26 protein-coding genes and 1 pseudogene are annotated in these 23,582 nt (G+C 68.0%); 14 read left to right on the top strand and 13 right to left on the bottom strand.

The window, feature by feature from the left end; all coding sequences use genetic code 11:
* Positions 1 to 48 precede the first annotated feature (48 nt).
* From ADBZ6K_RS22655 to ADBZ6K_RS22635, 5 genes are all read left to right on the top strand, one after another.
* Positions 49 to 1,353, top strand: a complete 1,305-nt coding sequence (locus ADBZ6K_RS22655; protein ID WP_526350888.1) for a M18 family aminopeptidase — start codon at positions 49 to 51, stop codon at positions 1,351 to 1,353.
* 35 nt (positions 1,354 to 1,388) lie between these two features.
* Positions 1,389 to 1,736: a VOC family protein gene (locus tag ADBZ6K_RS22650; RefSeq protein ID WP_526350886.1), complete on the top strand. Its 348-nt coding sequence runs from the start codon at positions 1,389 to 1,391 to the stop codon at positions 1,734 to 1,736.
* A 236-nt stretch (positions 1,737 to 1,972) separates the two neighbouring features.
* Positions 1,973 to 4,198: a phosphoribosylformylglycinamidine synthase subunit PurL gene (purL, locus tag ADBZ6K_RS22645; protein WP_526350952.1), complete on the top strand. Its 2,226-nt coding sequence runs from the start codon at positions 1,973 to 1,975 to the stop codon at positions 4,196 to 4,198.
* A gap of 17 nt (positions 4,199 to 4,215) precedes the next feature.
* A complete protein-coding gene (locus ADBZ6K_RS22640; RefSeq protein WP_526350884.1) occupies positions 4,216 to 5,961 on the top strand; it encodes an alpha/beta hydrolase in 1,746 nt (581 codons plus the stop codon).
* On the top strand, positions 5,961 to 6,698 hold the full coding sequence (locus tag ADBZ6K_RS22635; RefSeq protein WP_526350882.1) for an Rv0804 family intramembrane glutamic endopeptidase: 738 nt from the start codon (positions 5,961 to 5,963) through the stop codon (positions 6,696 to 6,698). The genes ADBZ6K_RS22640 and ADBZ6K_RS22635 overlap by 1 nt, the downstream gene beginning before the upstream one ends.
* Positions 6,699 to 6,719: 21 nt before the next feature.
* Here the strand turns inward: ADBZ6K_RS22635 and ADBZ6K_RS22630 are convergent, their stop codons facing one another.
* On the bottom strand, positions 6,720 to 7,142 hold the full coding sequence (locus ADBZ6K_RS22630) for a PPOX class F420-dependent oxidoreductase (RefSeq protein ID WP_526350880.1): 423 nt from the start codon (positions 7,140 to 7,142) through the stop codon (positions 6,720 to 6,722).
* 220 nt (positions 7,143 to 7,362) lie between these two features.
* On the opposite strand from ADBZ6K_RS22630, the gene ADBZ6K_RS22625 reads away from it, so the two are divergent.
* The 3 genes from ADBZ6K_RS22625 to purM all read left to right on the top strand — a co-directional run bounded on the left by ADBZ6K_RS22625 (position 7,363) and on the right by purM (position 10,683).
* The gene (locus ADBZ6K_RS22625) at positions 7,363 to 7,755 is read left to right on the top strand and encodes a sterol carrier family protein (protein WP_526350878.1); all 393 of its coding nucleotides are present in this window, start codon (positions 7,363 to 7,365) and stop codon (positions 7,753 to 7,755) included.
* 138 nt (positions 7,756 to 7,893) lie between these two features.
* Complete coding sequence (gene purF / locus ADBZ6K_RS22620) at positions 7,894 to 9,432, top strand: amidophosphoribosyltransferase (protein WP_526350876.1); 1,539 nt, start codon at positions 7,894 to 7,896, stop codon at positions 9,430 to 9,432.
* A gap of 168 nt (positions 9,433 to 9,600) precedes the next feature.
* Positions 9,601 to 10,683, top strand: coding sequence for a phosphoribosylformylglycinamidine cyclo-ligase (purM, locus tag ADBZ6K_RS22615; protein ID WP_526350873.1), 1,083 nt, complete (start codon positions 9,601 to 9,603; stop codon positions 10,681 to 10,683).
* Between the two features lie 46 nt (positions 10,684 to 10,729).
* Here purM and ADBZ6K_RS22610 read toward each other — a convergent pair whose 3' ends face one another.
* On the bottom strand, positions 10,730 to 10,900 hold the full coding sequence (locus tag ADBZ6K_RS22610) for a DUF3073 family protein (protein WP_526350871.1): 171 nt from the start codon (positions 10,898 to 10,900) through the stop codon (positions 10,730 to 10,732).
* A 134-nt stretch (positions 10,901 to 11,034) separates the two neighbouring features.
* Entirely contained in the window at positions 11,035 to 12,120 is a 1,086-nt protein-coding gene (gene ygfZ, locus ADBZ6K_RS22605; RefSeq protein ID WP_526350869.1) for a CAF17-like 4Fe-4S cluster assembly/insertion protein YgfZ, read from the bottom strand.
* A gap of 176 nt (positions 12,121 to 12,296) precedes the next feature.
* Here ygfZ and ADBZ6K_RS22600 point away from each other — a divergent pair, with 176 nt between their 5' ends.
* The 4 genes from ADBZ6K_RS22600 (at position 12,297) to ADBZ6K_RS22585 (ending at position 15,989) form a co-directional block, all read left to right on the top strand.
* Positions 12,297 to 13,187 (top strand): aminodeoxychorismate lyase, encoded by an 891-nt coding sequence (locus tag ADBZ6K_RS22600; protein WP_526350867.1) that lies wholly within the window; start codon positions 12,297 to 12,299, stop codon positions 13,185 to 13,187.
* A 347-nt stretch (positions 13,188 to 13,534) separates the two neighbouring features.
* Positions 13,535 to 14,389, top strand: coding sequence for an ABC transporter substrate-binding protein (locus ADBZ6K_RS22595; RefSeq protein WP_526350865.1), 855 nt, complete (start codon positions 13,535 to 13,537; stop codon positions 14,387 to 14,389).
* The gene (locus ADBZ6K_RS22590; RefSeq protein WP_526350863.1) at positions 14,386 to 15,222 is read left to right on the top strand and encodes an amino acid ABC transporter permease; all 837 of its coding nucleotides are present in this window, start codon (positions 14,386 to 14,388) and stop codon (positions 15,220 to 15,222) included. Before ADBZ6K_RS22595 ends, ADBZ6K_RS22590 begins: the two co-directional genes overlap by 4 nt.
* On the top strand, positions 15,219 to 15,989 hold the full coding sequence (locus ADBZ6K_RS22585) for an amino acid ABC transporter ATP-binding protein (protein WP_526350861.1): 771 nt from the start codon (positions 15,219 to 15,221) through the stop codon (positions 15,987 to 15,989). Before ADBZ6K_RS22590 ends, ADBZ6K_RS22585 begins: the two co-directional genes overlap by 4 nt.
* Before the next feature lie 78 nt (positions 15,990 to 16,067).
* On the opposite strand, the gene ADBZ6K_RS22580 is transcribed toward ADBZ6K_RS22585, so the two are convergent.
* From ADBZ6K_RS22580 to lmeA, 8 genes are all read right to left on the bottom strand, one after another.
* The gene (locus ADBZ6K_RS22580; protein WP_526350859.1) at positions 16,068 to 16,334 is read right to left on the bottom strand and encodes a hypothetical protein; all 267 of its coding nucleotides are present in this window, start codon (positions 16,332 to 16,334) and stop codon (positions 16,068 to 16,070) included.
* On the bottom strand, positions 16,334 to 16,990 hold the full coding sequence (locus ADBZ6K_RS22575; RefSeq protein ID WP_526350857.1) for a nitrobindin family protein: 657 nt from the start codon (positions 16,988 to 16,990) through the stop codon (positions 16,334 to 16,336). Before ADBZ6K_RS22575 ends, ADBZ6K_RS22580 begins: the two co-directional genes overlap by 1 nt.
* 220 nt (positions 16,991 to 17,210) lie before the next feature.
* Positions 17,211 to 17,513, bottom strand: a complete 303-nt coding sequence (locus tag ADBZ6K_RS22570) for a DUF1416 domain-containing protein (RefSeq protein WP_526350855.1) — start codon at positions 17,511 to 17,513, stop codon at positions 17,211 to 17,213.
* A gap of 2 nt (positions 17,514 to 17,515) precedes the next feature.
* Positions 17,516 to 18,349, bottom strand: a complete 834-nt coding sequence (locus ADBZ6K_RS22565) for a sulfurtransferase (RefSeq protein ID WP_526350853.1) — start codon at positions 18,347 to 18,349, stop codon at positions 17,516 to 17,518.
* A gap of 36 nt (positions 18,350 to 18,385) precedes the next feature.
* Positions 18,386 to 18,886: a DUF4395 family protein gene (locus tag ADBZ6K_RS22560; RefSeq protein WP_526350950.1), complete on the bottom strand. Its 501-nt coding sequence runs from the start codon at positions 18,884 to 18,886 to the stop codon at positions 18,386 to 18,388.
* A 100-nt stretch (positions 18,887 to 18,986) separates the two neighbouring features.
* The gene (locus tag ADBZ6K_RS22555; RefSeq protein WP_526350948.1) at positions 18,987 to 19,067 is read right to left on the bottom strand and encodes an Ms5788A family Cys-rich leader peptide; all 81 of its coding nucleotides are present in this window, start codon (positions 19,065 to 19,067) and stop codon (positions 18,987 to 18,989) included.
* A gap of 40 nt (positions 19,068 to 19,107) precedes the next feature.
* Positions 19,108 to 19,530, bottom strand: a complete 423-nt coding sequence (locus ADBZ6K_RS22550; RefSeq protein WP_526350851.1) for a thioredoxin family protein — start codon at positions 19,528 to 19,530, stop codon at positions 19,108 to 19,110.
* Positions 19,527 to 20,342 carry a mannan chain length control protein LmeA gene (lmeA, locus tag ADBZ6K_RS22545; RefSeq protein WP_526350849.1) on the bottom strand — a complete coding sequence of 272 codons (816 nt, stop codon included), beginning with the start codon at positions 20,340 to 20,342 and terminating at the stop codon, positions 19,527 to 19,529. Before lmeA ends, ADBZ6K_RS22550 begins: the two co-directional genes overlap by 4 nt.
* Positions 20,343 to 20,500: 158 nt before the next feature.
* Here lmeA and ADBZ6K_RS22540 point away from each other — a divergent pair, with 158 nt between their 5' ends.
* Together ADBZ6K_RS22540 and mshD are read left to right on the top strand one after the other, a co-directional pair.
* Positions 20,501 to 21,274, top strand: coding sequence for a winged helix-turn-helix transcriptional regulator (locus ADBZ6K_RS22540; protein ID WP_526350946.1), 774 nt, complete (start codon positions 20,501 to 20,503; stop codon positions 21,272 to 21,274).
* Positions 21,271 to 22,203 (top strand): mycothiol synthase, encoded by a 933-nt coding sequence (gene mshD / locus ADBZ6K_RS22535; protein WP_526350847.1) that lies wholly within the window; start codon positions 21,271 to 21,273, stop codon positions 22,201 to 22,203. Before ADBZ6K_RS22540 ends, mshD begins: the two co-directional genes overlap by 4 nt.
* 115 nt (positions 22,204 to 22,318) lie before the next feature.
* Here the strand turns inward: mshD and ADBZ6K_RS22530 are convergent, their stop codons facing one another.
* Both ADBZ6K_RS22530 and ADBZ6K_RS22525 read right to left on the bottom strand, forming a co-directional pair.
* Positions 22,319 to 22,993 carry an arsenate reductase ArsC gene (locus ADBZ6K_RS22530; RefSeq protein ID WP_526350944.1) on the bottom strand — a complete coding sequence of 225 codons (675 nt, stop codon included), beginning with the start codon at positions 22,991 to 22,993 and terminating at the stop codon, positions 22,319 to 22,321.
* 30 nt (positions 22,994 to 23,023) lie between these two features.
* Positions 23,024 to 23,486, bottom strand: a pseudogene (locus ADBZ6K_RS22525) (hypothetical protein); the annotation flags it as partial.
* Between the last annotated feature and the right edge of the window lie 96 nt (positions 23,487 to 23,582).

Below are 23,582 nucleotides of genomic sequence, written 5' to 3'. Positions count from 1 at the left end.
AGACCCTAGCGGCTACGCCTGACAACCCGATGGCGAAAGATGGTCGGCATGCCTGATCGCTCGGCGAACCCCAGCGCGTTGTCATCCCCGTCCGCAGCGGGTCTGTGCGAATTCATCGACGCCTCACCGTCGCCCTTTCACGTCTGCCACACGGTTGCCGATCGGTTGCTCGGCGCCGGTTTCACCGAACTGGCAGAGGTGGACGCGTGGCCGGCGGGCGGTCGCCACTTCACGGTGCGGGCGGGGTCGCTCGTGGCCTGGAACGCCTCGAAAGCTGACGACGCTGAAGACGGCGGCCGGCCGTTCCGGATCATCGGCGCTCACACCGATAGCCCGAATCTGCGTGTCAAACAACACCCCGACCGGTTCGTGACGGGCTGGCAGGTGGTTGCGCTTCAGCCGTACGGCGGGGCATGGCTGAATTCCTGGCTGGACCGCGATCTGGGCATCAGCGGCCGGCTGTCGGTCAAAGTGGGCAGCGGTCTCGACCACGTGCTCGTCCGGATCGACGACCCGATCCTGCGCGTCCCGCAGCTGGCGATCCACCTGTCCGACGACCGCAAGGGGGTCGCGTTGGATCCGCAGCGCCACGTCAACGCGGTATGGGGCGTGGGCAGCGGCCCGCGGTCCTTCCTGACGTTCGTCGCGGGCCGGGCGGGCGTCGAGGCGGGCGATGTTCTGGGGTTCGATCTCATGGCACACGACCTGACCGCGTCGGCGCTGGTCGGGGTGGACGGTGAGCTGGTGAGCGCGCCCAGGCTGGACAACCAGGCGACCTGCTACGCGGGCCTGGAGGCACTGCTCGTCGCCGAGCCGAGCGGTCACACACCCGTGCTGGCCCTGTTCGACCACGAGGAGGTCGGCTCGACGTCGGATCACGGCGCGCAGTCGGAATTGCTGCTGACCGTGCTGGAGCGGATCACCCTGGCGGCAGGCGGTGACCGCGAGGACTTTCTGCGCCGCATGGCGGGGTCCATGGTCGCCTCCGGCGACATGGCGCACGCGACCCATCCGAACTACCCCGACCGCCACGAACCCGGACACCTCATCGAGGTCAACGCGGGTCCCGTGCTCAAGGTCCAGCCGAATCTGCGCTATGCCACCGACGGCCGCACCGCGGCGGCGTTCGCGCTGGCCTGCGCGCAGGCGGGGGTCGGCCTGCAGCGCTACGAGCACCGGGCGGACCTGCCGTGCGGTTCGACGATCGGGCCGATGACATCGGCACGCACCGGCATTCCGACGGTGGATGTGGGCGCGCCGCAGTTGGCGATGCACTCCGCGCGCGAACTGATGGGCGCCCACGACGTCCCCGCCTATGCCGCGGCGCTGGCCGCCTTCCTCTCGCCCGGCTAGTCCTTTCTGTCGGAGGGCTTGGCTAGGGTCGGGTCATGTCCTTGAAAGTTGTGTCGACGACGTTCGACTGTCTTGACCCCGACGGCTTGGCGAAATGGTGGGCCGATGCGCTCGGCGGTGAGGTAAATCCCGTCGTGCCAGGCGAGTTCGTGCTGGTAAGTCAGCCCGATGGACCCAATTTGGCGTTCCAGCGGGTGCCCGATCCGACACCGGGTAAGAACCGGGTTCATCTGGATCTCGGCGCCGACGATATGGAGGCCGAGGTGGCTCGGCTTGTCGGGTTGGGCGCCCAGGTGACCGCCCGTAACAGCTTCGGCGAGGAGTTTCACTGGGTGGTGCTGGCCGATCCGGCGGGCAATGCCTTCTGTGTCGCGGCGGAATAGACGCCCCGACGGGAGGGATCCGGAGAGATCGGAGCGGTCGGAGTGGTGATCCACGGCGTCGGCGCACCTGCCGCCGTCCGCGCGCACACGCGGGCACAAACTAAACTATCGACGTGACGCCCGAGCTCACCCCCGACCTCGAAACCGCAGACTCAGCCGCCGACGACCCGAATTGGGCCGTTGACACCGTCGAGCGAGCGGCGGCCACGCCCGATCAGCCGCAGCCGTTCCGTGAACTGGGCCTCAAGGACGACGAGTACGAACGGATCCGTCAGATCCTGCACCGTCGCCCCACCGATGCCGAATTGGCGATGTATTCGGTGATGTGGAGCGAGCACTGCTCCTACAAGTCGTCCAAGGTGCACCTGCGCTACTTCGGCGAGACCACCACAGAAGCCATGCGGGCCTCGATGCTGGCCGGAATCGGTGAGAACGCAGGCGTCGTCGACATCGGTGACGGCTGGGCGGTCACCTTCAAGGTCGAGTCGCACAACCATCCCTCCTATGTCGAGCCGTACCAGGGTGCGGCCACGGGCGTCGGCGGCATCGTTCGCGACATCATGGCGATGGGTGCGCGGCCGGTGGCGGTGATGGACCAGCTGCGCTTCGGCGCCGCGGACGCGCCGGACACCCGGCGAGTGCTCGACGGTGTGGTCCGCGGGGTCGGCGGCTATGGCAACTCCCTCGGTCTGCCCAACATCGGCGGCGAGACGGTCTTCGACGCGTGTTACGCGGGCAACCCGCTGGTCAACGCGCTGTGTGTGGGTGTGCTGCGCAAGGAGGACCTGCACCTCGCGTTCGCGTCGGGGGCGGGCAACAAGATCATCCTGTTCGGGGCGCGGACGGGTCTCGACGGCATCGGCGGCGTCTCGGTGCTGGCGTCGGATACCTTCGCCGGTGACGAATCCGGTTCGGGCCGTAAGAAGCTCCCCTCGGTCCAGGTGGGCGACCCGTTCATGGAGAAGGTGCTCATCGAATGCTGCCTCGAGCTGTATGCGGCAGGACTGGTGATCGGCATCCAGGATCTCGGTGGCGCCGGGTTGTCCTGTGCGACATCGGAACTTGCGTCCGCCGGGGACGGTGGCATGGCGATCGAACTGGACAGGGTGCCGCTGCGGGCTGCCAACATGACACCGGCCGAGGTGCTGTCCAGCGAGTCCCAGGAACGTATGTGCGCCGTGGTGGCGCCGGAGAACGTCGACGCATTCATGGCGGTGTGCCGCAAATGGGAGGTGCTGGCCACGGTCATCGGTGAGGTGACCGAGGGCGACCGGCTACAGATCACCTGGAACGGCGAAACGGTGGTGGATGTTCCGCCCCGCACCGTCGCGCACGAAGGTCCGGTTTACGAGCGGCCGGTGACCCGCCCGGAAACCCAGAACGCACTCAATGCCGATACATCCGACAGCCTGCCCCGACCCGTCAGCGGGGACGACCTGCGCGCGACATTGCTTGCCATGCTGGGCAGCCCGCACCTGTGTAGTCGGCGGTTCATCACCGAACAGTACGACCGCTATGTGCGCGGCAACACCGTGCTCGCCGAGAACGCCGACGGTGGAGTGCTGCGCATCGACGAGGTATCCGGCCGCGGCATCGCGGTCTCCACCGATGCCTCGGGCCGTTACACGGCGCTGGACCCTTATGCCGGAGCGCAATTGGCACTGGCGGAGGCGTATCGCAATGTGGCCGTCACCGGTGCCGCCCCGGTGGCGGTGACCAACTGTCTCAACTTCGGCTCACCAGAGGACCCCGGGGTCATGTGGCAGTTCTCCCAGGCTGTCCGGGGACTCGCGGATGGTTGTGCGGCGCTGGGCATTCCGGTGACCGGCGGCAACGTGAGCTTCTACAACCAGACCGGCACCACCGCGATCCACCCCACCCCCGTCGTGGGGGTGCTCGGTGTCATCGACGATGTGAAGCGGCGCATCCCCACCGGATTCGGGGCGGAGCCCGGTGAGACGCTGATGCTGCTGGGCGATACCCATGACGAGTTCGACGGGTCGATCTGGGCGCAGGTGAGTGCCGATCACCTGGGCGGCCTGCCCCCGAAGGTCGATCTGGCCCGCGAGAAGCTGCTGGCCGACGTGCTCACGGCCGCCTCCCGCGACGGGCTGGTGTCCGCCGCGCACGACCTCAGCGAGGGCGGATTGATCCAGGCGGTGGTCGAGGCGGCGCTGACCGGTGAAACCGGTTGCCGCATCCTGATTCCCGAAGCCGGGGCGGAGGGCACTGACCCGTTCACGTTCCTGTTCTCCGAGTCGGCGGGCCGGGTGCTGGTAGCGGTGCCGCGCACCGAGGAGAGCAGGTTCCGGTCGATGTGCGATGCGCGGGGGCTGCCGGCAGCCCGCATCGGTGTGGTCGATCAGGGCAGCGATGCGGTCGAGGTGCAGGGTCTGTTCACGGTGTCGCTGGAGGAGCTGCGCAGCACGTCGGAGGGCGTGCTTCCCGGGCTGTTCGGGTGAGTTTCTCACCGGAGAGGATGACCGGCGGTCCGGTTGAGGACACACCGCAGCGCCGAGAAGGACATCCGATGCCGGTGTGGGCGTGGAGTCTGCTGCGGCTGGACTTCGTCGGCGTCGTCTTCGGTGCCCTGTTCTTCTGCCTCTCGCTGACGCCGTCGCTGCTGCCGCGCGACTGGCTCTTCCAAGGGCTGATCGGCGGCATCAACGCGGCGATCGGCTACGGGCTCGGCGTCGCGGTGGGAAAACAGTTCCGCCGCTTCGTATTACAGAATCGGTCGTGGTGGCCACCGCCGAAGCGGGTGCTGTGGCGGTGCAAGGCCGTCACGGTCGGCGTCTCGGCGGCCGCGTGTGTACTCATGCTGATTCCGGCGGCGGCATGGCAACGGCAGATGTCGGCCGAGCTGGGTCTGGAGGGGCCCGCGACGGCGGGCTACCTGCGCACCCTGATCATCGCCATCCTCGTCTGCGGTGCGCTGGTCGCGGTGTCGCGGCTGCTGCTCGACGCGATCCGCGCGGTCGCGCGAGCGCTGATCCGGCGCTGGCACGTGCAAGGCGAGGTGGCGCTGTTCATCGGCACCGCATTGGTCGTGGTGCTGGTCGTCACGCTGATCAACGGCGTGCTGCTGCGTGGATTCATCGCGGGGGCCGGCAGGGTGTTCCAGCCGCAGAACGCCTCGACCAGGCCCGGCATCGAGCAGCCGATGGAGCCGGAGCGATCCGGCAGTCCAACGTCGTTCGCGCCCTGGGACAGCCTGGGCTATCAGGGCCGCAACTTCGTGGCTACCGGTCCTCGCGCCGGCGAACTCGAGCGGATCAACGGCGGAACCGCCAAGGAGCCGATCCGCGTGTACGCCGGACTGCAGACGGCCGGCGCCGACGAACAGCGGGTCGCCGCGCTGCTCAGTGAGCTGGAGCGCACCGGCGCATTCGATCGACGGGTGCTGGCGGTCATCCCGACCACGGGAACCGGTTGGATCAACCCGCTCGCCGCGCGCGCGCTCGAGTTGATCTACAACGGCGACACCGCGCTTGTCGGTATGCAGTATTCGTATCTGCCCAGCTGGATTTCGTTCTTGGCGGACCGGGAAAGGTCGATGGTGATCGGCCGGCTGATGATCGACGCCATCCACGACAGGTGGGTGCGCCTGCCGCCCGACCGCAGGCCCAAGTTGGTGCTGTACGGCGAAAGCCTCGGTGCGATGGCGGGTCAGGGCGCATTTCGCTGGCTGCCCGACATCGAAAGGATGGGCTTCTCGTCGGTCCTGTGGGTCGGGCCGCCCAATGCCAGCCCGCTGTGGCGCGGGTTGACAGCCCGGCGCGACCCCGGCACACCGGAGGTGGAACCGCGCTACGACGACGGCCGGACGGTGCGGTTCTCGCAGGCCGTCGACGCCGCCGAGATCGCCGAGATCGCCGCCGGACCGTGGGAGGGCACGCGGGTGTTGTTCCTGCAGCATCCGTCCGACCCCATCATCTGGTGGTCGCCGGATCTGCTGTTCTCCCGGCCGGATTGGCTGGTCGAGCCGCCCGGCCGCGATCGCACCCCGTCGATGCGCTGGTATCCGATCGTGACGTTCTTGCAGGTCGGCGCCGATGTGACCAACGCGGCGGGCGTACCGAGCGGTCATGGTCACAACTACGGAGACTCGCTTCTGGACGGGTGGGTGGCGGTGGCCGCGCCGGACGGCTGGACAGCCTCCGACACCGAACGCATCCGGGGCGCGCTGGTCAGGACCGCCGCCGAGGACGGCCCCAAGAACTGATGCACGCCAAAAGGTTTCGCCGCCTACGGGCGATCGCGGTGGCGGCGGCGCTGATCGGCTGGAACGGAGTGGTCAACCCGAGGGTTCTGCCGCGGTGGCACCCTTTGCCGCACGCCCTGCTCGGCGCGGCGCTGGCCACAGTGACCCGCGCCCCTCTCGGCCTGCGGCCGCCCGCCGTCTGGTCGGGCCTGCGGTGGGGGTTGGCCGCTGCGGCGGCGGTGGCCGGGGGAGTCGCGACCGCGGCCGCGCTGCCCGGGGTGCGTTCAGCGATGCGGGCGCATCCGCTGCCCGACTCCGCCGCCCGGTGGCTGCTGCTGGGCATTCCGATCGGAACGGTGTGGTCGGAGGAAGCGGCGTTCCGGGGGGCGCTCGGCGCGCTGGCCGACGACGGCTTCGGGCCGAGGGTGGGCCCGGTGCTGCAGGCCGCCGCATTCGGTCTGTCCCACTTCGGGGTTGCGACGGCGGCCAGCCCGCAGGGGGCGGAGGCTGAGCCCGCCACGCGCAGCGCCGCGACGGTGGTGGCAGGCACGATCCTGGTGACCGGTGCGGCCGGCTGGGTCTTCGATCGGCTGTACCGCCGATCCGGCAGCCTCGCCGCACCGATGCTGGCCCATCTTGCGATCAACGAGGCAGGGGCAGTGGCCGCGCTGGTGGTGCAGCGCCGCAGTGCGCGAGGGTCCGGCGAACGCGCCATGCCCTGGCGTCAAGACCTGCCCTCGGTTGAGACGTGGCGTTGAGACGTGGGCGTTGGACGGGCGCTATACGTCGCGGCTGTCGGCGCGCAGCAGATGCGGCTCGGTGTCCGAGTCGTCGATGCCGAAGCTGATGATGCGGCGCGGCGTGATGCGGATGATCGCGGGATCCCATTCGTGGCCGGTCCCGCCGTCCCGGGGCTCCGCGAGAACCTGTTCCGCGGTGCCACGAATCTCCAGACACCGCACCCGCCAGGGATCGCGGGAGACGATGTCGTCGACGACGAACGCGACGTTCTCGTTGAACGCGATGTTGCGGAACTTCTGGCTCTGCGACATCCGGTAGCCCGCGATGTCGATGGTTCCGAGACGTTCGTTGAACGTGAAGCCGACCGGGCTGTTCTGCGGTGTGCCGTCGGGGCGCACGGTGGCCAGCCTGCCCAGGTCGGCGGCGCGGAGAAATGCGGCCTCATGCCGCTTGAAGGGCATCAGCACGCCACCTGGACGCACACCGGTGTGCAGCGCTGCACCCGATGGGTCCTGTCCTGGACTGCGCGGGTGAGGGTGATGTTCGACATGTCTGTGACGCTAGAACCTTAACTGTTCTTCAGGTCAAGGGATTCGCGAAACCTTCTGCGCCTGCGCGACTCAACGCAGGAGGCGCGGGTCTGCCGGCATCGTCGGCCTGTGGTTCTGAGACGCTGGGGCCATGATCGCTCGCCGCCCGCCCGATCCGACGGCGACCCGCGCCGCCGTGCTCGCCGTCGCTGAGTGGTTGCGCGACGACTCCAGCCCGGCGCCCGACCGGGTCCGGCTGGCCGAGGCGGTCCGCCTGACGGCACGCACCCTGGGCGCGCTGGCTCCGGGCAGCAGCGTCGAAGTCCGGGTCCCGCCGTTCGTCGCGGTGCAATGCATCGCCGGCCCGAAGCACACCCGCGGGAACCCACCCAACGTGGTCGAGGCCGACCCGCGGACATGGCTGTTGCTGTGTACGGGACGTCAGACGATCGACGAGGCGTCCGCGGACGGCACGCTGCGGCTGTCGGGGTCACGGGCGGGGGAGATCGCGCACTGGCTGCCGCTGACCGAGCTCGATGGGTGACACGGCCCGCTGAGGTGTGAGATTGACCACCCCGACGGCATTTGGCCTCAGAAAATGCGTTGCGAGCTTTCGTACTGAAGAGTAGGTGACCGTAGACTGAACGCGTCACCACACCCGTCTTATGGGAGCCGCCCTGCCGTGACAGCTGAGTTGATCGAGCCGGAGAATTCCCCGCGCGAGGAATGCGGTGTGTTCGGGGTCTGGGCCCCGGGCGAAGACGTCGCCAAACTCACGTATTACGGCCTGTACGCGCTGCAGCACCGTGGCCAGGAGGCCGCCGGTATCGCGGTCGCCGATGGCTCCCAGGTGCTGGTGTTCAAGGATCTGGGCCTGGTCAGCCAGGTGTTCGACGAGCAGACCCTGGCTGCCATGCAGGGCCACGTCGCGATCGGCCATTGCCGTTACTCCACCACTGGTTCCACGACCTGGGAGAACGCCCAGCCGGTGTTTCGTAACACCGCCGCCGGAACCGGTGTGGCGCTCGGGCACAACGGCAACCTCGTCAACACCACCGACCTGGCCGCTCGTGCGCGCGAGGCGGGCCTGATGGGCACCCGCGGCGCGGCGCCTGCCACCACCGACTCCGACATCCTGGGCGCGCTGCTGGCCCACGGTGCCGCCGATGCCACCCTCGAGCAGGCCGCGCTCGAACTGCTGCCCACTGTGCGCGGCGCGTTCTGCCTGACGTTCATGGACGAGAACACCCTGTATGCGGCGCGTGATCCGTACGGTGTGCGGCCGCTGTCGCTGGGCCGGCTTGACCGCGGATGGGTGGTGGCTTCCGAGACGGCCGCCCTGGACATCGTGGGCGCGTCGTTCGTCCGTGACATCGAGCCCGGCGAGTTACTTGCCATCGACGCCGACGGCGTCCGCTCCACGCGCTTCGCCAACCCCGAGCCCAAGGGATGCGTCTTCGAGTACGTCTACCTGGCCCGCCCGGACAGCACGCTGGTGGGTCGTTCGGTGCACGGGACGCGGGTGGACATCGGCAGGCGGCTCGCCCGCGAGAACCCGGTCGACGCGGATCTGGTGATCGGTGTTCCGGAGTCCGGGACGCCCGCCGCGGTCGGCTACGCCCAGGAGTCTGGCATTCCCTACGGGCAGGGCCTGATGAAGAACGCCTATGTGGGGCGCACCTTCATCCAGCCCTCGCAAACCATCCGGCAGCTGGGCATCCGTCTCAAGCTCAACCCGCTCAAGGAGGTCATCCGCGGTAAGCGGTTGATCGTCGTGGACGATTCCATCGTTCGCGGCAACACCCAGCGCGCGCTGGTGCGGATGCTGCGTGAGGCTGGTGCCATCGAGGTCCATGTCCGCATCGCCTCACCGCCGGTGAAGTGGCCCTGCTTCTACGGGATCGACTTCGCCACTCCCGCCGAGCTGATCGCCAACGCGGCGAATACCCAGGCCAACGAGGGCGAGGTGCTCGAAGCGGTGCGGCACGCCATCGGTGCCGACACCCTTGCCTACATCTCCAAACAGGGCATGATCGCCGCGACCGAGCAGCCCGCATCGCGGCTGTGCGCGGCATGTTTCGACGGTGAGTATCCGATCGAGCTGCCGGGGGAGACGGCCTTGGGCAAGAACGTCATCGAGCACATGCTGGCTACCGCCGCGCGTACCGGCGTTCCGTTGCAGTCCGACAACGACAACGTGTCGGCGCTGCGCCGCCCCTAGTCGTTGCGGCCGAAACCCCCGACCCTCCCGACAACCCCCAAACACATTGTCAGACAGGCTAGTTCGATCACATGGCCAGCCACGTCGGCAGGTTGCCGGCCACGGCGCGCCTGCGGTGCCCGTGGGCGCGTGCGGCGGGCTGATCGGGAACGGTAGCCTTGGGCACCGATGAACGGAGACAGTGAGCGGGGCGATCAGCGGGGCGTCTCCTACGCGGCTGCGGGGGTCGATATCGAGGCGGGCGACCGCGCGGTCGAGCTGTTCAAACCACTGGCAAAGAAGGCCACCAGGCCGGAGGTCCGGGGCGGCCTCGGGGGTTTCGCGGGGCTATTCGCATTGCGGGGCGGCTACCGCGAGCCGGTGCTGGCAGCGTCGACCGACGGCGTTGGCACGAAGCTGGCGGTCGCCCAGGCCATGGACAAACACGACACCGTCGGACTCGATCTTGTGGCGATGGTCGTCGACGACCTCGTGGTGTGCGGTGCCGAACCGCTGTTTCTGCAGGACTACATCGCCGTGGGCCGCACCGTCCCCGAACGGGTCGCCGAATTGGTGTCGGGCATCGCCAACGGATGCGTGATCGCCGGGTGCGCGCTGCTCGGCGGTGAAACCGCCGAACATCCCGGGCTGATGGCACCGGATCATTACGACATCTCCGCAACCGGGGTCGGCATCGTGGAGGCGGACGACGTTCTCGGTCCCGACCGGGTCAAGCCCGGTGACGTCATCATCGCTCTGGGATCGAGCGGACTGCACTCCAACGGCTACTCCCTGGCCCGCAAGGTGCTGCTCGAAATCGACCGGATGAATCTGGCGGGCCATGTGGAGGAGTTCGGCCGCACCCTGGGTGAGGAGCTCCTCGAGCCGACCCGGATCTACGCCAAGGACTGCCTGGCGCTGTCCGCCGAGACACAGGTGCGGACCTTCTGCCATGTCACGGGGGGTGGGCTGGCCGGGAATCTGGAACGCGTCATTCCCGTCGGCCTGTACGCCGAGTTGGAGCGTGGTACGTGGACGCCCGCGCCCGTGTTCCGGATGATCGCTCAGCGCGGCAGGATCGATCGCGCCGAGATGGAGAAGACGTTCAACATGGGGATCGGCATGGTGGCCGTCGTCGCACCGGAGGACACCGACCGCGCACTGGCGATCCTGACCGCACGCCATCTCAAGTGCTGGACCCTCGGCACCGTCATGAAGGGCGGCAAAGAAGGCCCACGAGCCGAGCTTGTGGGCCAGCATCCACGGTTCTAGGACGAGCCGCCGGTCACCCCGGCGGACTCAAACCGGAAGACCGGGGTCAGCGCCGCCAGTGGTCGTCGGACCAGTCATCGTCGTCATTGGTGATGTCGTCGGCGTCGGAAGCGCCTGACAACTCGCGTTGAAGCCGCTCGAAATCGGTTTGCGGTGAGCTGTACTTCAACTCACGAGCAACCTTGGTCTGCTTCGCCTTAGCCCGGCCGCGGCCCATGGGGGAACCCCCTCGCGCAATAACGGAGCGGCCCATTGAGCAGGCGGCTCCGATCTGTGTGTCTTTATTATCCTGCCAACACTTTACCGTGCCCGGTGGCGGTGTGCTGACATGGCCATGCGCAGGCGGCCGGGTCAACGTGCGCCGTGCCGCAGCCGCTCGACCGCCAGGCGTCCCGCGCCTGCCGTATCGGCGGGCGGCAGGGTGTCGGCGTCGATGGCCGCACCCACCGGGATCTGGCCACCGGTGGTGAGCTCGGTGTCGGCGGGCAGGCCGCGCTTGAGCAGGGCCAGACCAACCGGGCCCAGATCGACGTGGTCGACCACGGTGCCCAACCGACCCACCGACCGTCCGCCGGCCAGCACGGGGTCGCCCGTTGCGGGGCGGTCCGTGGAACCGTCGAGGTGGAGCAGCACCAGCATCCGGGGGGGTTTACCCAGGTTGTGGACCCGCGCGACGGTTTCTTGGCCTCGGTAGCAGCCCTTGTCCAGGTGCACGGCACCCTGGCCGGGGCCCCCGATCCAGCCCACTTCGTGCGGAATGGTCCGGTCATCGGTATCGACGCCCAGCCGGGCGCGGACCGCGGCCACCCGGTGGGCTTCATAGGCCCACACCCCAGCCGGGCGCACGCCCGCCGCCGGCAGACGATCCCGCCATGCCGCCACTTGATCCCGCGGCACCACCAGATCGAGCTCGACGCCGCTGGCCGGCATCCGGCGCGCGAAGCCGCCGTCGGGCAGCGCGACCGCGATGGATTCAGCGGGAAGCGAACTCAGACCCAGCGTGTCGAGCACCCGTGTGTCGGCCAGCTTCGGGCCAAGCAGCGACAGCACGGCCAGCTCGGCGTCGTTGACCTGGACATCGGCCCAGAACACCATCTTGCGCAGGTAGGCCAGCAGCGGCGCGCCCCGCCACGGCTCGGTGTCCAGGTGGGTGACACCGCCCAGCTCGGTCTGGATCCAGTGGTCTTCGACGCGCCCCTGACCGTCAAGGCTCAGGTTCTGCACCACCGAGCCGTCGGCGAGCTCGCTGACATGCTGGGTGGACACGCTGTGCAGCCAGCTGCGGCGGTCGTTTCCGGTCAGGGTCAGCGCCGCACGGTGCGATCGGTCGATCACCACGGCTTCCACGGCCGCCGCCCGCTGTTCACCGAAGGGGTCGCCGTAGTGCCAGATGGCACCGGCGTCTGGACCGGTATCGGGAGCTGGAACTGCGGACATATGACAACTCTACGGTCAGCTCCACCCACGCAGTCACGAGTCGCTCCTCGCGTGCGCGGTCATGATGCGCTCCTCGCGTGCGCGGTCATGAATGCGCTCCTCGCGTGCGCGGTCATGATGCGCTCCTCGCGTGCGCGGTGATGCCGCTCGTCGCGCTCGCGCTACGCTCAATGCCCATGGCGGGTCTACCGGGTGTCGTGGTCACTCTCGACGGCGAGGTGCACGATCCGCAGACGCCCCTGCTGCATGCTGACGACTTGGCCGCCGTCCGCGGTGATGGCGTCTTCGAAACGCTGCTGGTGCGTGAAGGCCGCCCGTGTCTGCTGGAGGCGCACCTGGGACGGTTGACGCATTCGGCCACGATGATGGACCTCGCCGCTCCCGACCTGCCCCGCTGGCGCGCAGCGGTGGGCGCCGCCGCCAAACGCTGGTGTGAAACCGCAGGCAGCAGCGGCGACGATGGGGTGCTGCGCCTGGTGTACAGCCGCGGGCGCGAGAGCGGCGGGCCTCCCACGGCGTTTGTGACGGTCGCGGCACTGCCCGCCAGGGTGGCCGACGCGCGGCGCCACGGTGTGGCGGCCCTGACGCTGGCCCGCAGCCTGCCCTCGAGCGGGCTGGCGGATATGCCGTGGCTGCTGGCGGGCGCCAAGACGCTTTCCTATGCGTTGAATATGGCCGCGCTGCGGCACGCCGAGCGTAACGGCGCGGGTGACGTGATCTTCCTCAGCTCCGACGGTTACGTGCTGGAGGGTCCACGCTCGACGGTGGTGATCGCCACCGAGGGCGAGGACGGCGACGTCTGCCTCCTCACCCCGCCACCGTGGTATCCGATCTTGCGGGGCACGACCCAGCAGGCGCTGTTCGAGGTCGCACGCAACAAGGGCTATGACTGCGACTACCGTGCGTTACGCGTCACGGATCTGGTTGCAGCGCAGGGCGTTTGGCTGGTATCGAGCATCACGCTGGCGGCCAGGGTGCACACCCTGGACGGTGCTCTGCTGCAGCACGCACCCTCGGCGGCCGATATCGCGGGCCTGGTGGACGCCGCGATCGTCTGTGATCGCTGAGCCGCTGGCGTAAACCGGTTGTCGCCGCGCCGGAGCGCGGGTACGGTCGCTCGTACACAGGGAAGGAGGTGGTCCGACAAATTGAGTGACGTATGGACATGTGAGGTGGCTGCCCGCTAGCAGCACCGGGATTATTCGCGTGGCAACGCGATGCGCCGAATGAACCGCGCGCGCTGGCGAATTTCCCGCAGCCACCCGGCCCCCGAGCCCCTCGGTTCGTCCAACCAGGAACTACGGCTCGGGGGCCGCTCCATATCCGGACCCCCCCAGGCGATTACCAACGCATTGGCCGTTTCACTGACGAAAATCCTGGCGGGCATGCGCGAGGTGCGACATGATGCGTGCCCATGCGCCCGTATCCGCTCATCGCCATCGTGACCGTCTGCGCGTTGGGGGCGCTGACCGCCTGCGCGCCCGCCGAGGAGCCCGCCCCCCAGACCTCGGCCGCGCCGCAGGCATGTCAGAAGGACTCGCTGTCCACCCTGACCCCCGGCGTATTCACCTTCGCCACCGACCAGCCGGCGTATCAGCCGTGGTTCGTCAACGACCAGCCCGAGAACGGGCAGGGCTACGAATCGGCGGTCGCCTATGCGGTCGCGGACAAACTCGGCTACGGCCGCGAGGACGTCCGCTGGGTGCGGGTGCCGTTCAACGCCGCCATCGCACCCGGCCCCAAGACGTTCGACGCCAGCCTGTCGCAGTTCTCGATCACCGACGAGCGCAAGCAGGCCGTCGACTTCTCCTCGCCGTACTACAACGTCACGCAGGCATTCCTCACCACTGCGACGTCGCCGGCCGCCTCGATCACCACCCTTGACGGTCTGCGCAACGTGCGCCTGGGTGCGCAGGTGGGCACGACCAGCTACGAAGCCGCCAAGACGGTCGCGGGCGATCAGGAGGTGCGGGTCTACAACACCAACGACGACGCCAAGGCCGCTCTGACGGCCGACCAGATCGACGTTCTGGTGCTGGACCTGCCCACCGCGTTCGCGGTGCAAGCGGAACTGCCGGGATCCAAGATCGTCGGCCAGCTGCCGCCACAGCCCGGCGCCGACGAGCAGTTCGGGATGGTGCTGGACAAGGACAGCCCGTTGACGGCGTGCGTCTCCACCGCCGTCGACGAGCTCGGTGACGACGGCGTGTTGTTCCGGCTGCAGAAGGAGTGGCTGGCCGGGCCGGGGACGGCTCCGTTCCTGTCGTGACGCCGCCGGTCACGGCGCCGCTGGACCGGCAGGCCTACCGGCGCGCGAAGGCCCGCCGTTCGACGCTGGTGGCGCTGACGTCGACGCTGGTCTTCGCCGCGGTGATGTTCGTGGTCGTCAGCTCGGCGCCGGGCTGGCCCCGGGTGCGGGAGTCGTTCTTCAACCTGCGCATCGGGTGGGAAAGCCTGCCCGCGCTGCTCGACGGCCTGTGGCTGAACATCAGGGTGCTGGCGGTGGCCTCGATGCTTGTGCTGATCATCGGCCTCGCCCTGGCGCTGTTGAGGTCGCTGCGCGGCCCGGTGTGGTTTCCCGTCCGGGCGCTGACCATCGGCTACGTCGACTTCTTCCGTGGCCTGCCGCTGCTGATCTGCCTCTACCTGGTGGGGTTCGGTCTGCCCGGGCTGCGCCTGACGGGCATGCCCACCAGTCCGGTCGTGCTGGGCACCGTTGCGCTGGTACTGGTGTACTCCGCCTTCGTGGCCGAGGTGATCCGTGCCGGCATCGAGTCGGTTCACCCATCACAGCTGATGGCGGCCAGGTCGCTCGGGCTGAACCATCGCCGGATGATGCGCTTGGTCGTGCTGCCGCAGGCCATCCGCAGGGTCACCCCCGCCCTGCTCAACGATTTCGTCGCGCTCCAGAAGGACTGCGGCCTCATCTCGGTCCTCGGGGCCGTCGACGCCGTCCGCGCGGCGCAGATCCAGTCCGCCACTTCCTACAACTTCACGCCCTACGTCGTCGCCGGCCTGCTGTTCGTCGCGCTGGCCGTGCCCTCCGCCCGGGTTGCCGACTGGGCCGCGCGGCGCGCCGCTGCCAGGCAGGGGACGCTGTGAAGCCGGCCGCGGCTCCCGTGCTGTCGGTCCGGGGTCTGCGCAAGGCCTACCACGGTCGGGCAGTGCTGGACGGCATCGATCTCGATGTCGCCGAGCACCACGTGGTGGTGCTGATCGGGCCGTCCGGGTCGGGGAAGTCGACACTGCTGCGGTGCATCGACCTGCTCGAGGACATCGATGACGGCCAGATCCTGCTGGACGGAACCGATATCAGCGATCCGCGCATCGACGCCGACGTCGCCAGGAAGGCGATGGGCATGGTGTTCCAGTCCTACAACCTGTTCCCGCACATGACCGCGCTGTCCAACGTCGCACTCGCGCCGCGGGTCGTACACGGGATGGACCGCGTCGGCGCCGAGGCGCGCGGCCGCGAACTGCTCGACCGGGTCGGACTCGCCGGGAAGTCCGGCGCCTACCCCGACACCCTCTCGGGCGGTCAGCAGCAGCGGGTCGCGATCGCCCGGGCATTGGCCTACGACCCTCGACTGCTGCTGCTCGACGAGATCACCAGTGCACTGGATCCCGAACTCGTCGGCGACGTGCTGGAACTCGTCGGGGAGCTGGCCGCGGCCGGAAGCACCATCGTGATGGCCACCCACGAGATGGGGTTCGCCCGGCAGGTGGCCGACACGGTGTGCTTTCTCGACGGCGGCGTGATCGTCGAATCCGGTCCGGCGGGTCAGCTTTTCAGCGACCCGAAAGAGCCGCGCACCCGTGAGTTCCTGCGCCGCGTCACCGGCGCGGGAACCTCGCCCCCGGGTGGCTGACGGTTGGCCGGCGTCAGGTCCGCGCGGCCTGCACGGCTGTGTTCGAGGTCTCCTGATCGACGCCGGTCAGGATTTGGGTCACGACGCCGGTCCCGGTGCCAGCGGCGAGCAGGCCTGCATCGCTTCGTGCCAGTGGGTCGGGTCGACGCCGGGGGGCGGTCCGGCAACAGGACCCGGCGCCGCGGGCATGCCGTGCTCGGCAAGGCAGTGCGCCAGCGAGCCGTGTTCGGCGGTGGCCGGGGCGTGCGTGGTGGGCGGCGGTTCGGGTGGGGTGGCGCCGGACGAACACGCCGCCAACAGCGCCGCGATGGTGAACACCGTCGCGGCGGACCGCAGTCGTCGCACTACCCGACGAACCTGGCCAGACGGGCCGACAGATGCGGGACCAGCCCGCCGTCGGCGTCCACACGCTCCTCGACGTAAGCCAGGTCGCCGCCTTCGACGATGCCGTAGAGGCGTTTGGCCCCGCCGACGAGCACCCCGGATCTGCTGCGGGCGAGTGCGTCGGTGACCAGTTCCCACGACGACTGGTTGCGTGGGCTGCCGTAGAACAATTCGACGTAGCCCGCGGAGTGCGCCAGCAGTAGCTCGATGGCCTGTGACTCGGAAGGGTCCGACGGGTCGTCGACAAATCGCCAGAAGCCGGTCTCCCGAAGCCCCGGCTGGGCGTAATTGCCCTTTTCGTCGAGGCGCCACGAGCGGGCGTCCCAGTTCAGGTAATGACCACCGTCGTGGGAGACGATGATCTGCTGGCCGAATCGGTAGTCGCCGTCGGCACCGCGGCCTTCGCCTTCGCCGCGCCATACCCCCACCAGCGGCAGCAGCGCGAGCAGCGCGTCGTTGAGGTCGACGCCTTCGCGCAGGTTGGCGGTGTCCGCCGGTAGCGGCAGGTCGTCGAAAACCGGGATGTTACGGCTAGCGGTGATTTTCGCGCGTTCGGCTGCAGCTGCGACCGCGCGGTCACCAGAACCTGCGAAGGCTGAACCTTCGTCGGAGGTCACGACTCGTCAGTGACGAGGCGGTACACCGCATAGAGCGCGAACCAGGTGATCACCACGACGGCAGCGACGAGGAGAATCTCGAAAAAGAGCACCACGGGCATGAGTCTAGTTCGTGCGGGCCGGTCCAGTCGCGCCGGTTCCCTCCGCGAGCGTGCGTAATTGCTCACTTTTCGCGGCGTGTCGCCGAACAGACACGCACGCTCGCGGAGAGACGGTCAGGTCAGGCGACCTTGACGTCGACCTCGTGGATACCCGCGCCGGCCGGTACGACGATGGCGTCGCCGTTGCCGACCTTCGACAGGGCACGCAGGCGCCAGGTGCCGGGGGCGGCGAAGAACCGGAAGTCACCGGTGGCCGAGGTGACGACCTCGGCGGTGAACTCGTCGGACTCGTCGAGCAGCCGGACGAACGCGCCGCCGACCGTCTGGCCGGAGCCGTCGACGACGCGACCGGTGATCACCGTCTCCTTCTCCAGGTCGACGCCGGCGGGCAGGGTCTGTCCTTGTGTCGGTGCAGAGCACATAATCAACTTCCCAACTCGATCGGGGCCCCCACCAGGGAGCCGTATTCGGTCCAACTGCCGTCGTAGTTCTTGACGTTTTCGTGGCCAAGGAGCTCCTGCAGCACGAACCAGGTGTGCGACGAGCGCTCGCCGATCCGGCAGTAGGCGATGGTCTCCTTCGTGCCGTCCAGGCCGGCCTCGGCGTACAGCGCGGCGAGGGCGTCATCGGACTTGAAGGTGCCGTCCTCGTTGGCGGCCTTGCTCCACGGCACGTTGATGGCGCCCGGGATGTGGCCGGGCCGCTGGCTCTGCTCCTGCGGCAGGTGGGCGGGGGCGAGGATCTTGCCGGAGAACTCGTCGGGCGAACGGACGTCGACCAGATTCTTGGTGCCGATCGCAGCGATGACCTCGTCCCGGAACGCGCGGATGGCCGTGTCGGGGTCCTTGGCGACGTAAGAGGTCTCGGACCGGTGCACGGCGTCGGTGGACAGCGGCCGCCCGTCGAGTTCCCACTTCTTGCGACCGCCGTCGAGCAGCTTGACGTCCTGGTGGCCGTAGAGCTTGAAGTACCAGTAGGCGTAGGCGGCGAACCAGTTGTTGTTGCCGCCGTAGAGGATCACGGCGTCGTCGTTGGCGATGCCACGTTCCGAGAGCAGCTTCGAGAACTGCTGCGCGTCGACGAAGTCGCGCTTGACCGGGTCCTGCAGATCCTTCTTCCAGTCGAGCTTCACCGCGCCGGCGATGTGTCCGTCGTCGTAGGCGGACGTGTCTTCGTCGACCTCGACGAAGACGGTGTTAGGCGCATCGAGATTGCTCTCGGCCCAGTCGGCGGAGACCAGGACGTCGGAGCGAGCCATGAACGAAATCCTTTCGGTTGCTTGATGATTCGAGCGTTATATGGGGGCGTGAGCCCGGCGTGGAGTCTTGCGAAACCGGACGGCGAGCGGGTAGAGCCGGCAGCCAAGGCAGATGCCGAAAGCCGCATTGAGAAACGCCGCCATCAGCGCGAAGCCGGTGGCGACAAGGCCCACCAGGTCGGCGCCCACTGCGAATCCGGCCACCCCGGCCACAGCGAAAACGAAACCGACCAACTGGGCGAACTTCAGCGGCGCCGCGGGTTCACGTTCAGTCACCGGACCCAGCTGCGGCGCGACGAAACGAGCGAAAACCCGGCCATATGGATGACGCCGGGGACCGAGCAGCGCACCGATCGCGAACACCAGGCCCTGCCCGGCCAGGATCGCCGCCGCCGCCGCTGGGCTGACGGCCGCGACGAGGAGGGTGAGGACCAGCACGCCGGTGGTCACCCAGGCGGCGAAACGGGGTCCGCGCACGTCCACCTGTGCGGGCGTGGCCGTCGGGATGGCAGATGGCCTGGACGAGGGTGCTGGCATTACTGACATAAAGGTGCTCCTGCTGTGTGGTTCTGGGCTGGCATGGGCACGCGCAGAGGCGGCTCCGAGCGCGGCGCAAAAGAGATAGAGGCGCGGCTACTCAGCAGCTACAACAACAACAGCAACATCCCGCGGTGCGGCACAGGTCAACTGCGCGACGCTTGGTGAGCATCTGCTCCATGCGGGCGAACACGCGGACAGCTTACCCAATGAGGGGTTGATCAGGCCAATAGCGGTTCGAGGGCCGCCCGCAGCTCCGCGGGCTTGGGCACTCCCGACGTTCGCAGCCGCGGATGCCCCTGTGCGTCGAAAATGATCGTCGTCGGCAACGACAGCACCGAAAGCCGACGCGCCGCTTCGGGATTGGTGTCCATGTCGATCTCCACATGGGCCACGCCCGGCAGTTCGGCACACACCTGGTCGACCACCTTGCGCACGGCCGCGCAGGGGCCGCACCAGTCGGCGCTGAAATGCAGCACCGTCGGCCCGGTGTCGGAAAGCCCCAGGCCGCTGGTATCGATGTTGGCGGCCTGCTCGGCCGACCGCAGCATCCCCGCGCGCAGCGTGATGAGCTTGCCGATCACGTAAGCCAGCCCCAGCGCGGCGATCAGCACGGCGATGACCACGACCACTGAAGTGTTCATGATTGAGTGAACCCGTCGAGTGTGATGGTTACTCCCTCGGCGATGCCTTCGATGATGATGTCCGAGCCGCGCGCGCCCTGGCTGGTCGGTGCTACACCGAAGGGCAGCCGCTGATCGGGGATTATGGTGCTGAACTCGGCGAGGACGGCGCCGAGTTTGTCGCCGGGGACGTCGTGGTCGGCGGTTCCCGGGCCGGTGAGGACGTCGGTGGCGGTGAGCACGAGCGTGGTCTGCTCGGGCCCGGCGATCGAAAGGTCGACGGCGATGCTGACCCGTTCGTGGAAGTCGGCCTGCAGCGGTGTTCCGGTGAAAACCAACCCGCGATTGCTGGAGATTCCGGATTCGGTGGTGCCGCCGGTGGCGTCGTTGGTCTCGCGGGCAGGGGCCTCGACCAGCAGATCCTTGATGCCCATGAACCGTCCGATATGCGTCGAGTCGATGATGATCCGGCTTTCCAGCTTGCCGATCGGCAGCTGGGCCTCGGGTCTGACGAGCCAGGTGGCCTGCTCAAGGTCCACCGAATGCATGGTTGCCTCGAGGGAGGCCTTACCGACGGCGGGGTGATCTACAGCACTGGCGCGGACCTCCACCTCGTCATAGTGACGCCGCACCGCCTGCGGGATGAACGGAAAGCCAATAATGCCCACCCACGGGTCGAACTGCAGGTGAGCAGCGTCTCGGACCGCCCGCGACCAGCGATATTCGGCGTAGATAGCCGTTCCGAAGTCCACGCCGAGCGCGCCGACGACCACCGCGATCATCGTCGTGGCCAGTCCGATCAGCAGCCTTCGCACCTGCACATTCTGGCCCATGAGCCCGGCCGGCTCGGCTTGGCGCGGCCTTCTAGCAGGTAGCACGCTATCGTTAGGTGACGGCTGGCCGGGTAACGGCCACGTGTCAGCCATGAATCTGGGAGATCACCCGGACGTTGATGTCCGCGGTGATTCTGCTCAGGGGCGTGCTGGAGGGCCTGGTGGATTTACTTCTGTTAACCGTCGACCCACATCCCGAGTCTGTCCTGCCCTCCTTGTCGCTGCTCGCGCACACAGTGCGATCGGCGCCGACGGAGGTTTCCTCTTTATTGGAGGCGGGCACCGCGGATGTGGCGATCGTCGACGCGCGCACGGAGCTTGCCGCCGCGCGTGGACTGTGTCGTCTTCTCGGCACCACAGGAACGTCGATTCCGGTGGTGGCCGTCGTCAACGAGGGTGGCCTGGTCGCGGTCAACCACGAATGGGGGCTCGACGAGATCCTGCTGCCCAGCACCGGCCCCGCTGAGATCGACGCACGCTTACGGCTCCTGGTGGGGCGCCGCGGCGGGGTGGCCAATCAGGAGAACGTCGGCAAGGTCTCCCTCGGGGAGCTGGTCATCGACGAAGGCACGTATACCGCCCGGTTGCGCGGACGCCCGCTTGACCTCACTTATAAGGAGTTCGAACTCCTCAAATACCTCGCACAGCACGCCGGCCGCGTGTTTACCCGCGCCCAGCTGCTGCAGGAGGTGTGGGGATATGACTTCTTCGGTGGCACCCGCACCGTTGACGTCCACGTCCGGCGGCTGCGCGCCAAACTCGGCACCGAGTACGAATCTCTGATCGGCACCGTCCGCAACGTCGGTTACAAGGCGGTGCGGCCCGCGCGCGGCAGGCCCCCGACCGGTGGCGACCTGCACGACGACATCGACGACAGCTTCGACCCGACCCGCGACGGCGTCGACGTGCTGGACCCGTTGCATAGTCAGTGACGGAGATCGGCTGGCACTCGCCGCTGTCGCAGACCGGCCAGGACCAGGTGCGCGACATCATCACCGCGGCCACTGCCCGGGACGGGGTGGCGCCGGTAGGGGATCAGGTCCTGCGTGAGTTGCCGCACGACCGCACCCGGCATCTGGTGGCCACGGCTGCAGACGGCGCCGTGGTCGGATATCTGAATCTGTCACCGGCAAACTCCGAAGGTCCCGCCATGGCCGAACTGGTCGTGCATCCCGACAGCCGCCGCCGCGGCGTCGGCGCGGCGATGGTAACGGCGGGACTGGCCGAAGGCGGCGACGGTGCGCGGATCTGGGCGCACGGCAACCTGCCCGCCGCACGGGCGACGGCGGCCGCGCTGGGGCTGGTCGCGGTGCGGGAGCTGCTGCAGATGAGGCGGTCGTTGCGATCGCTGCCCCCGGTGGAGCCCGCGGCAGGGGTGCAGATCAGGACGTATGCGGGACCGGCGGACGACGGTGAACTGCTGCGCGTCAACAGTGCCGCCTTCTCCTGGCACCCCGAGCAGGGCGGCTGGACGGAAGCGGATATCGCCGAACGCCGCGGCGAGCCGTGGTTTGACCCTGCCGGTGTATTCCTGGCCATCGACGAGGAAACCGGCACACTGCTCGGATTCCACTGGACCAAGATCCACAGCCCCGGCCTCGGCGAGGTGTACGTGGTGGGCGTCGACCCGGCCGCCCAGGGCAGGGGACTGGGTCGCACACTGACTCTGGTTGGCCTGCATCACCTTTCGCGACGACTATCGGACGGTTCACAGTCCGCGGTCATGCTCTATGTGGAGGCCGATAACCCAGCGGCGGTGAACACCTATCAGAAGCTGGGGTTTGAGGTGTTCAACACCGATGTCGCCTACGCGTCATCATCGTCATCCTTGCCGAATCGAACCCGTTCTCGAGCCCGCTGACCTAGAACGTGAGTTGGCTTTGACGATCGCCACTTCGATGTCGACCGCTTCAACTCTCCTGCCCAGCTCATCGAGTACCCGCGTGGTCTGACTGTGTGATCTGTCTGCCGCCGAACTACGCATTGATCGGAACGGCAAGTTCCGCCAATAGCGCACGGACCCGGCGTTCGATCTCATCGCGGATCGGCCGCACGTCCTCCACGCTCTGGCCAGCCGGGTCGTCGAGCTTCCACTCCTCATAGCGCCGACCCGGGAACACCGGGCACGCGTCGCCGCAGCCCATCGTGATGATGACATCGGCGGCTCGGACGATCTCGTCGGTCCAGGGCTTGGGGTACTCGTGCGCGATGTCGATGCCGCGCTCGGCCATCGCCTGCACCGCGGCAGGATTCACCTCGTTGCCGGGCTCGGAACCGCCGGACCAGGCCACGGCTGCGTCGCCAGCCATCTGCGTGAAGAACCCCATCGCCATCTGAGACCGCCCAGCATTGTGGGTGCACAGAAACAGCACCGTCGGCTTGCCGTCATGGTGCTTGCCCTCCACCCGCGCCAGTGCCCGGAGTCGTTGCCGGGTAAAGCGTTCGGCCAGTAGGGGGAGAAAGTTGGGGATGCTGGCCCGGCCGGCGAATTGGTCATAGGACGAATGCAGGAACCGTTCGATCGTTTCCACACCCAACATCTCCCCGAACTCCTTCTGCAGCTGCGTCGCCGCCGTCTTGAGGGCGAGTTGCTGGTCGATGGACAGGTCGAGGTGAAGGTGCGGATGGGCGGCGGCGATATCGTCAGTCATGGTGTTCTCCTTCTCACGCTGATTGCAGGTAGGGGCGAGGCGCTCGATGCGCTCGGTCAGTTCGTGGACGGCGCTGTCGAACGCCTTCGTGCGTGGGGTGCGCGCGGGGTCGCTAACAGACCAGTGCAGGCGGGGCAATTCGGCAGGCAGTTCTTCGTGGGCGTTGTCGCAGACCGCGATCACCAGATCGTCGTGACTCAGCACGTCACGCAGGTAGCAGGGGGTACGGGGCGAAGGGGCAGCTCGGTTCGCCGGGCTGCGGCGACGGCGCCGGGTTTACCTGCGCGGTGGGCCGGGTGCCGGCAGAGGTCGCGGGCACGGGACTGCGGCGGTTCCAGATCGGGGCGGCCAACTGGCTGCGAGCGGAGCGCAATTCGGAGCGCGAGGCGTCCGCCAGCAGCAGGTGATCCACGATTGCCAGCCGTCCGGGATCCGAAAGAGCCGCAAAGAATGCGGCCCTCGTCTCGAGGACTGCACTTGTTTCAATCGACATTGAGTCAATCCGTACTGAGTCGATGTAGTCGCGTCAATCCCTGCTGCGGAATTGTCGCCTCGCCCCCCTTCCCAGTTCATCTTCCGTTCACCATCC

Origin of the sequence: Mycobacterium sp., assembly GCF_044223235.1 — a bacterium.
Taxonomy (GTDB): Bacteria; Actinomycetota; Actinomycetes; order Mycobacteriales; family Mycobacteriaceae; genus Mycobacterium.
The sequence above is the reverse complement of the archived record's forward strand: the minus strand, read 5'-3'. Positions and strand labels throughout refer to the sequence as shown.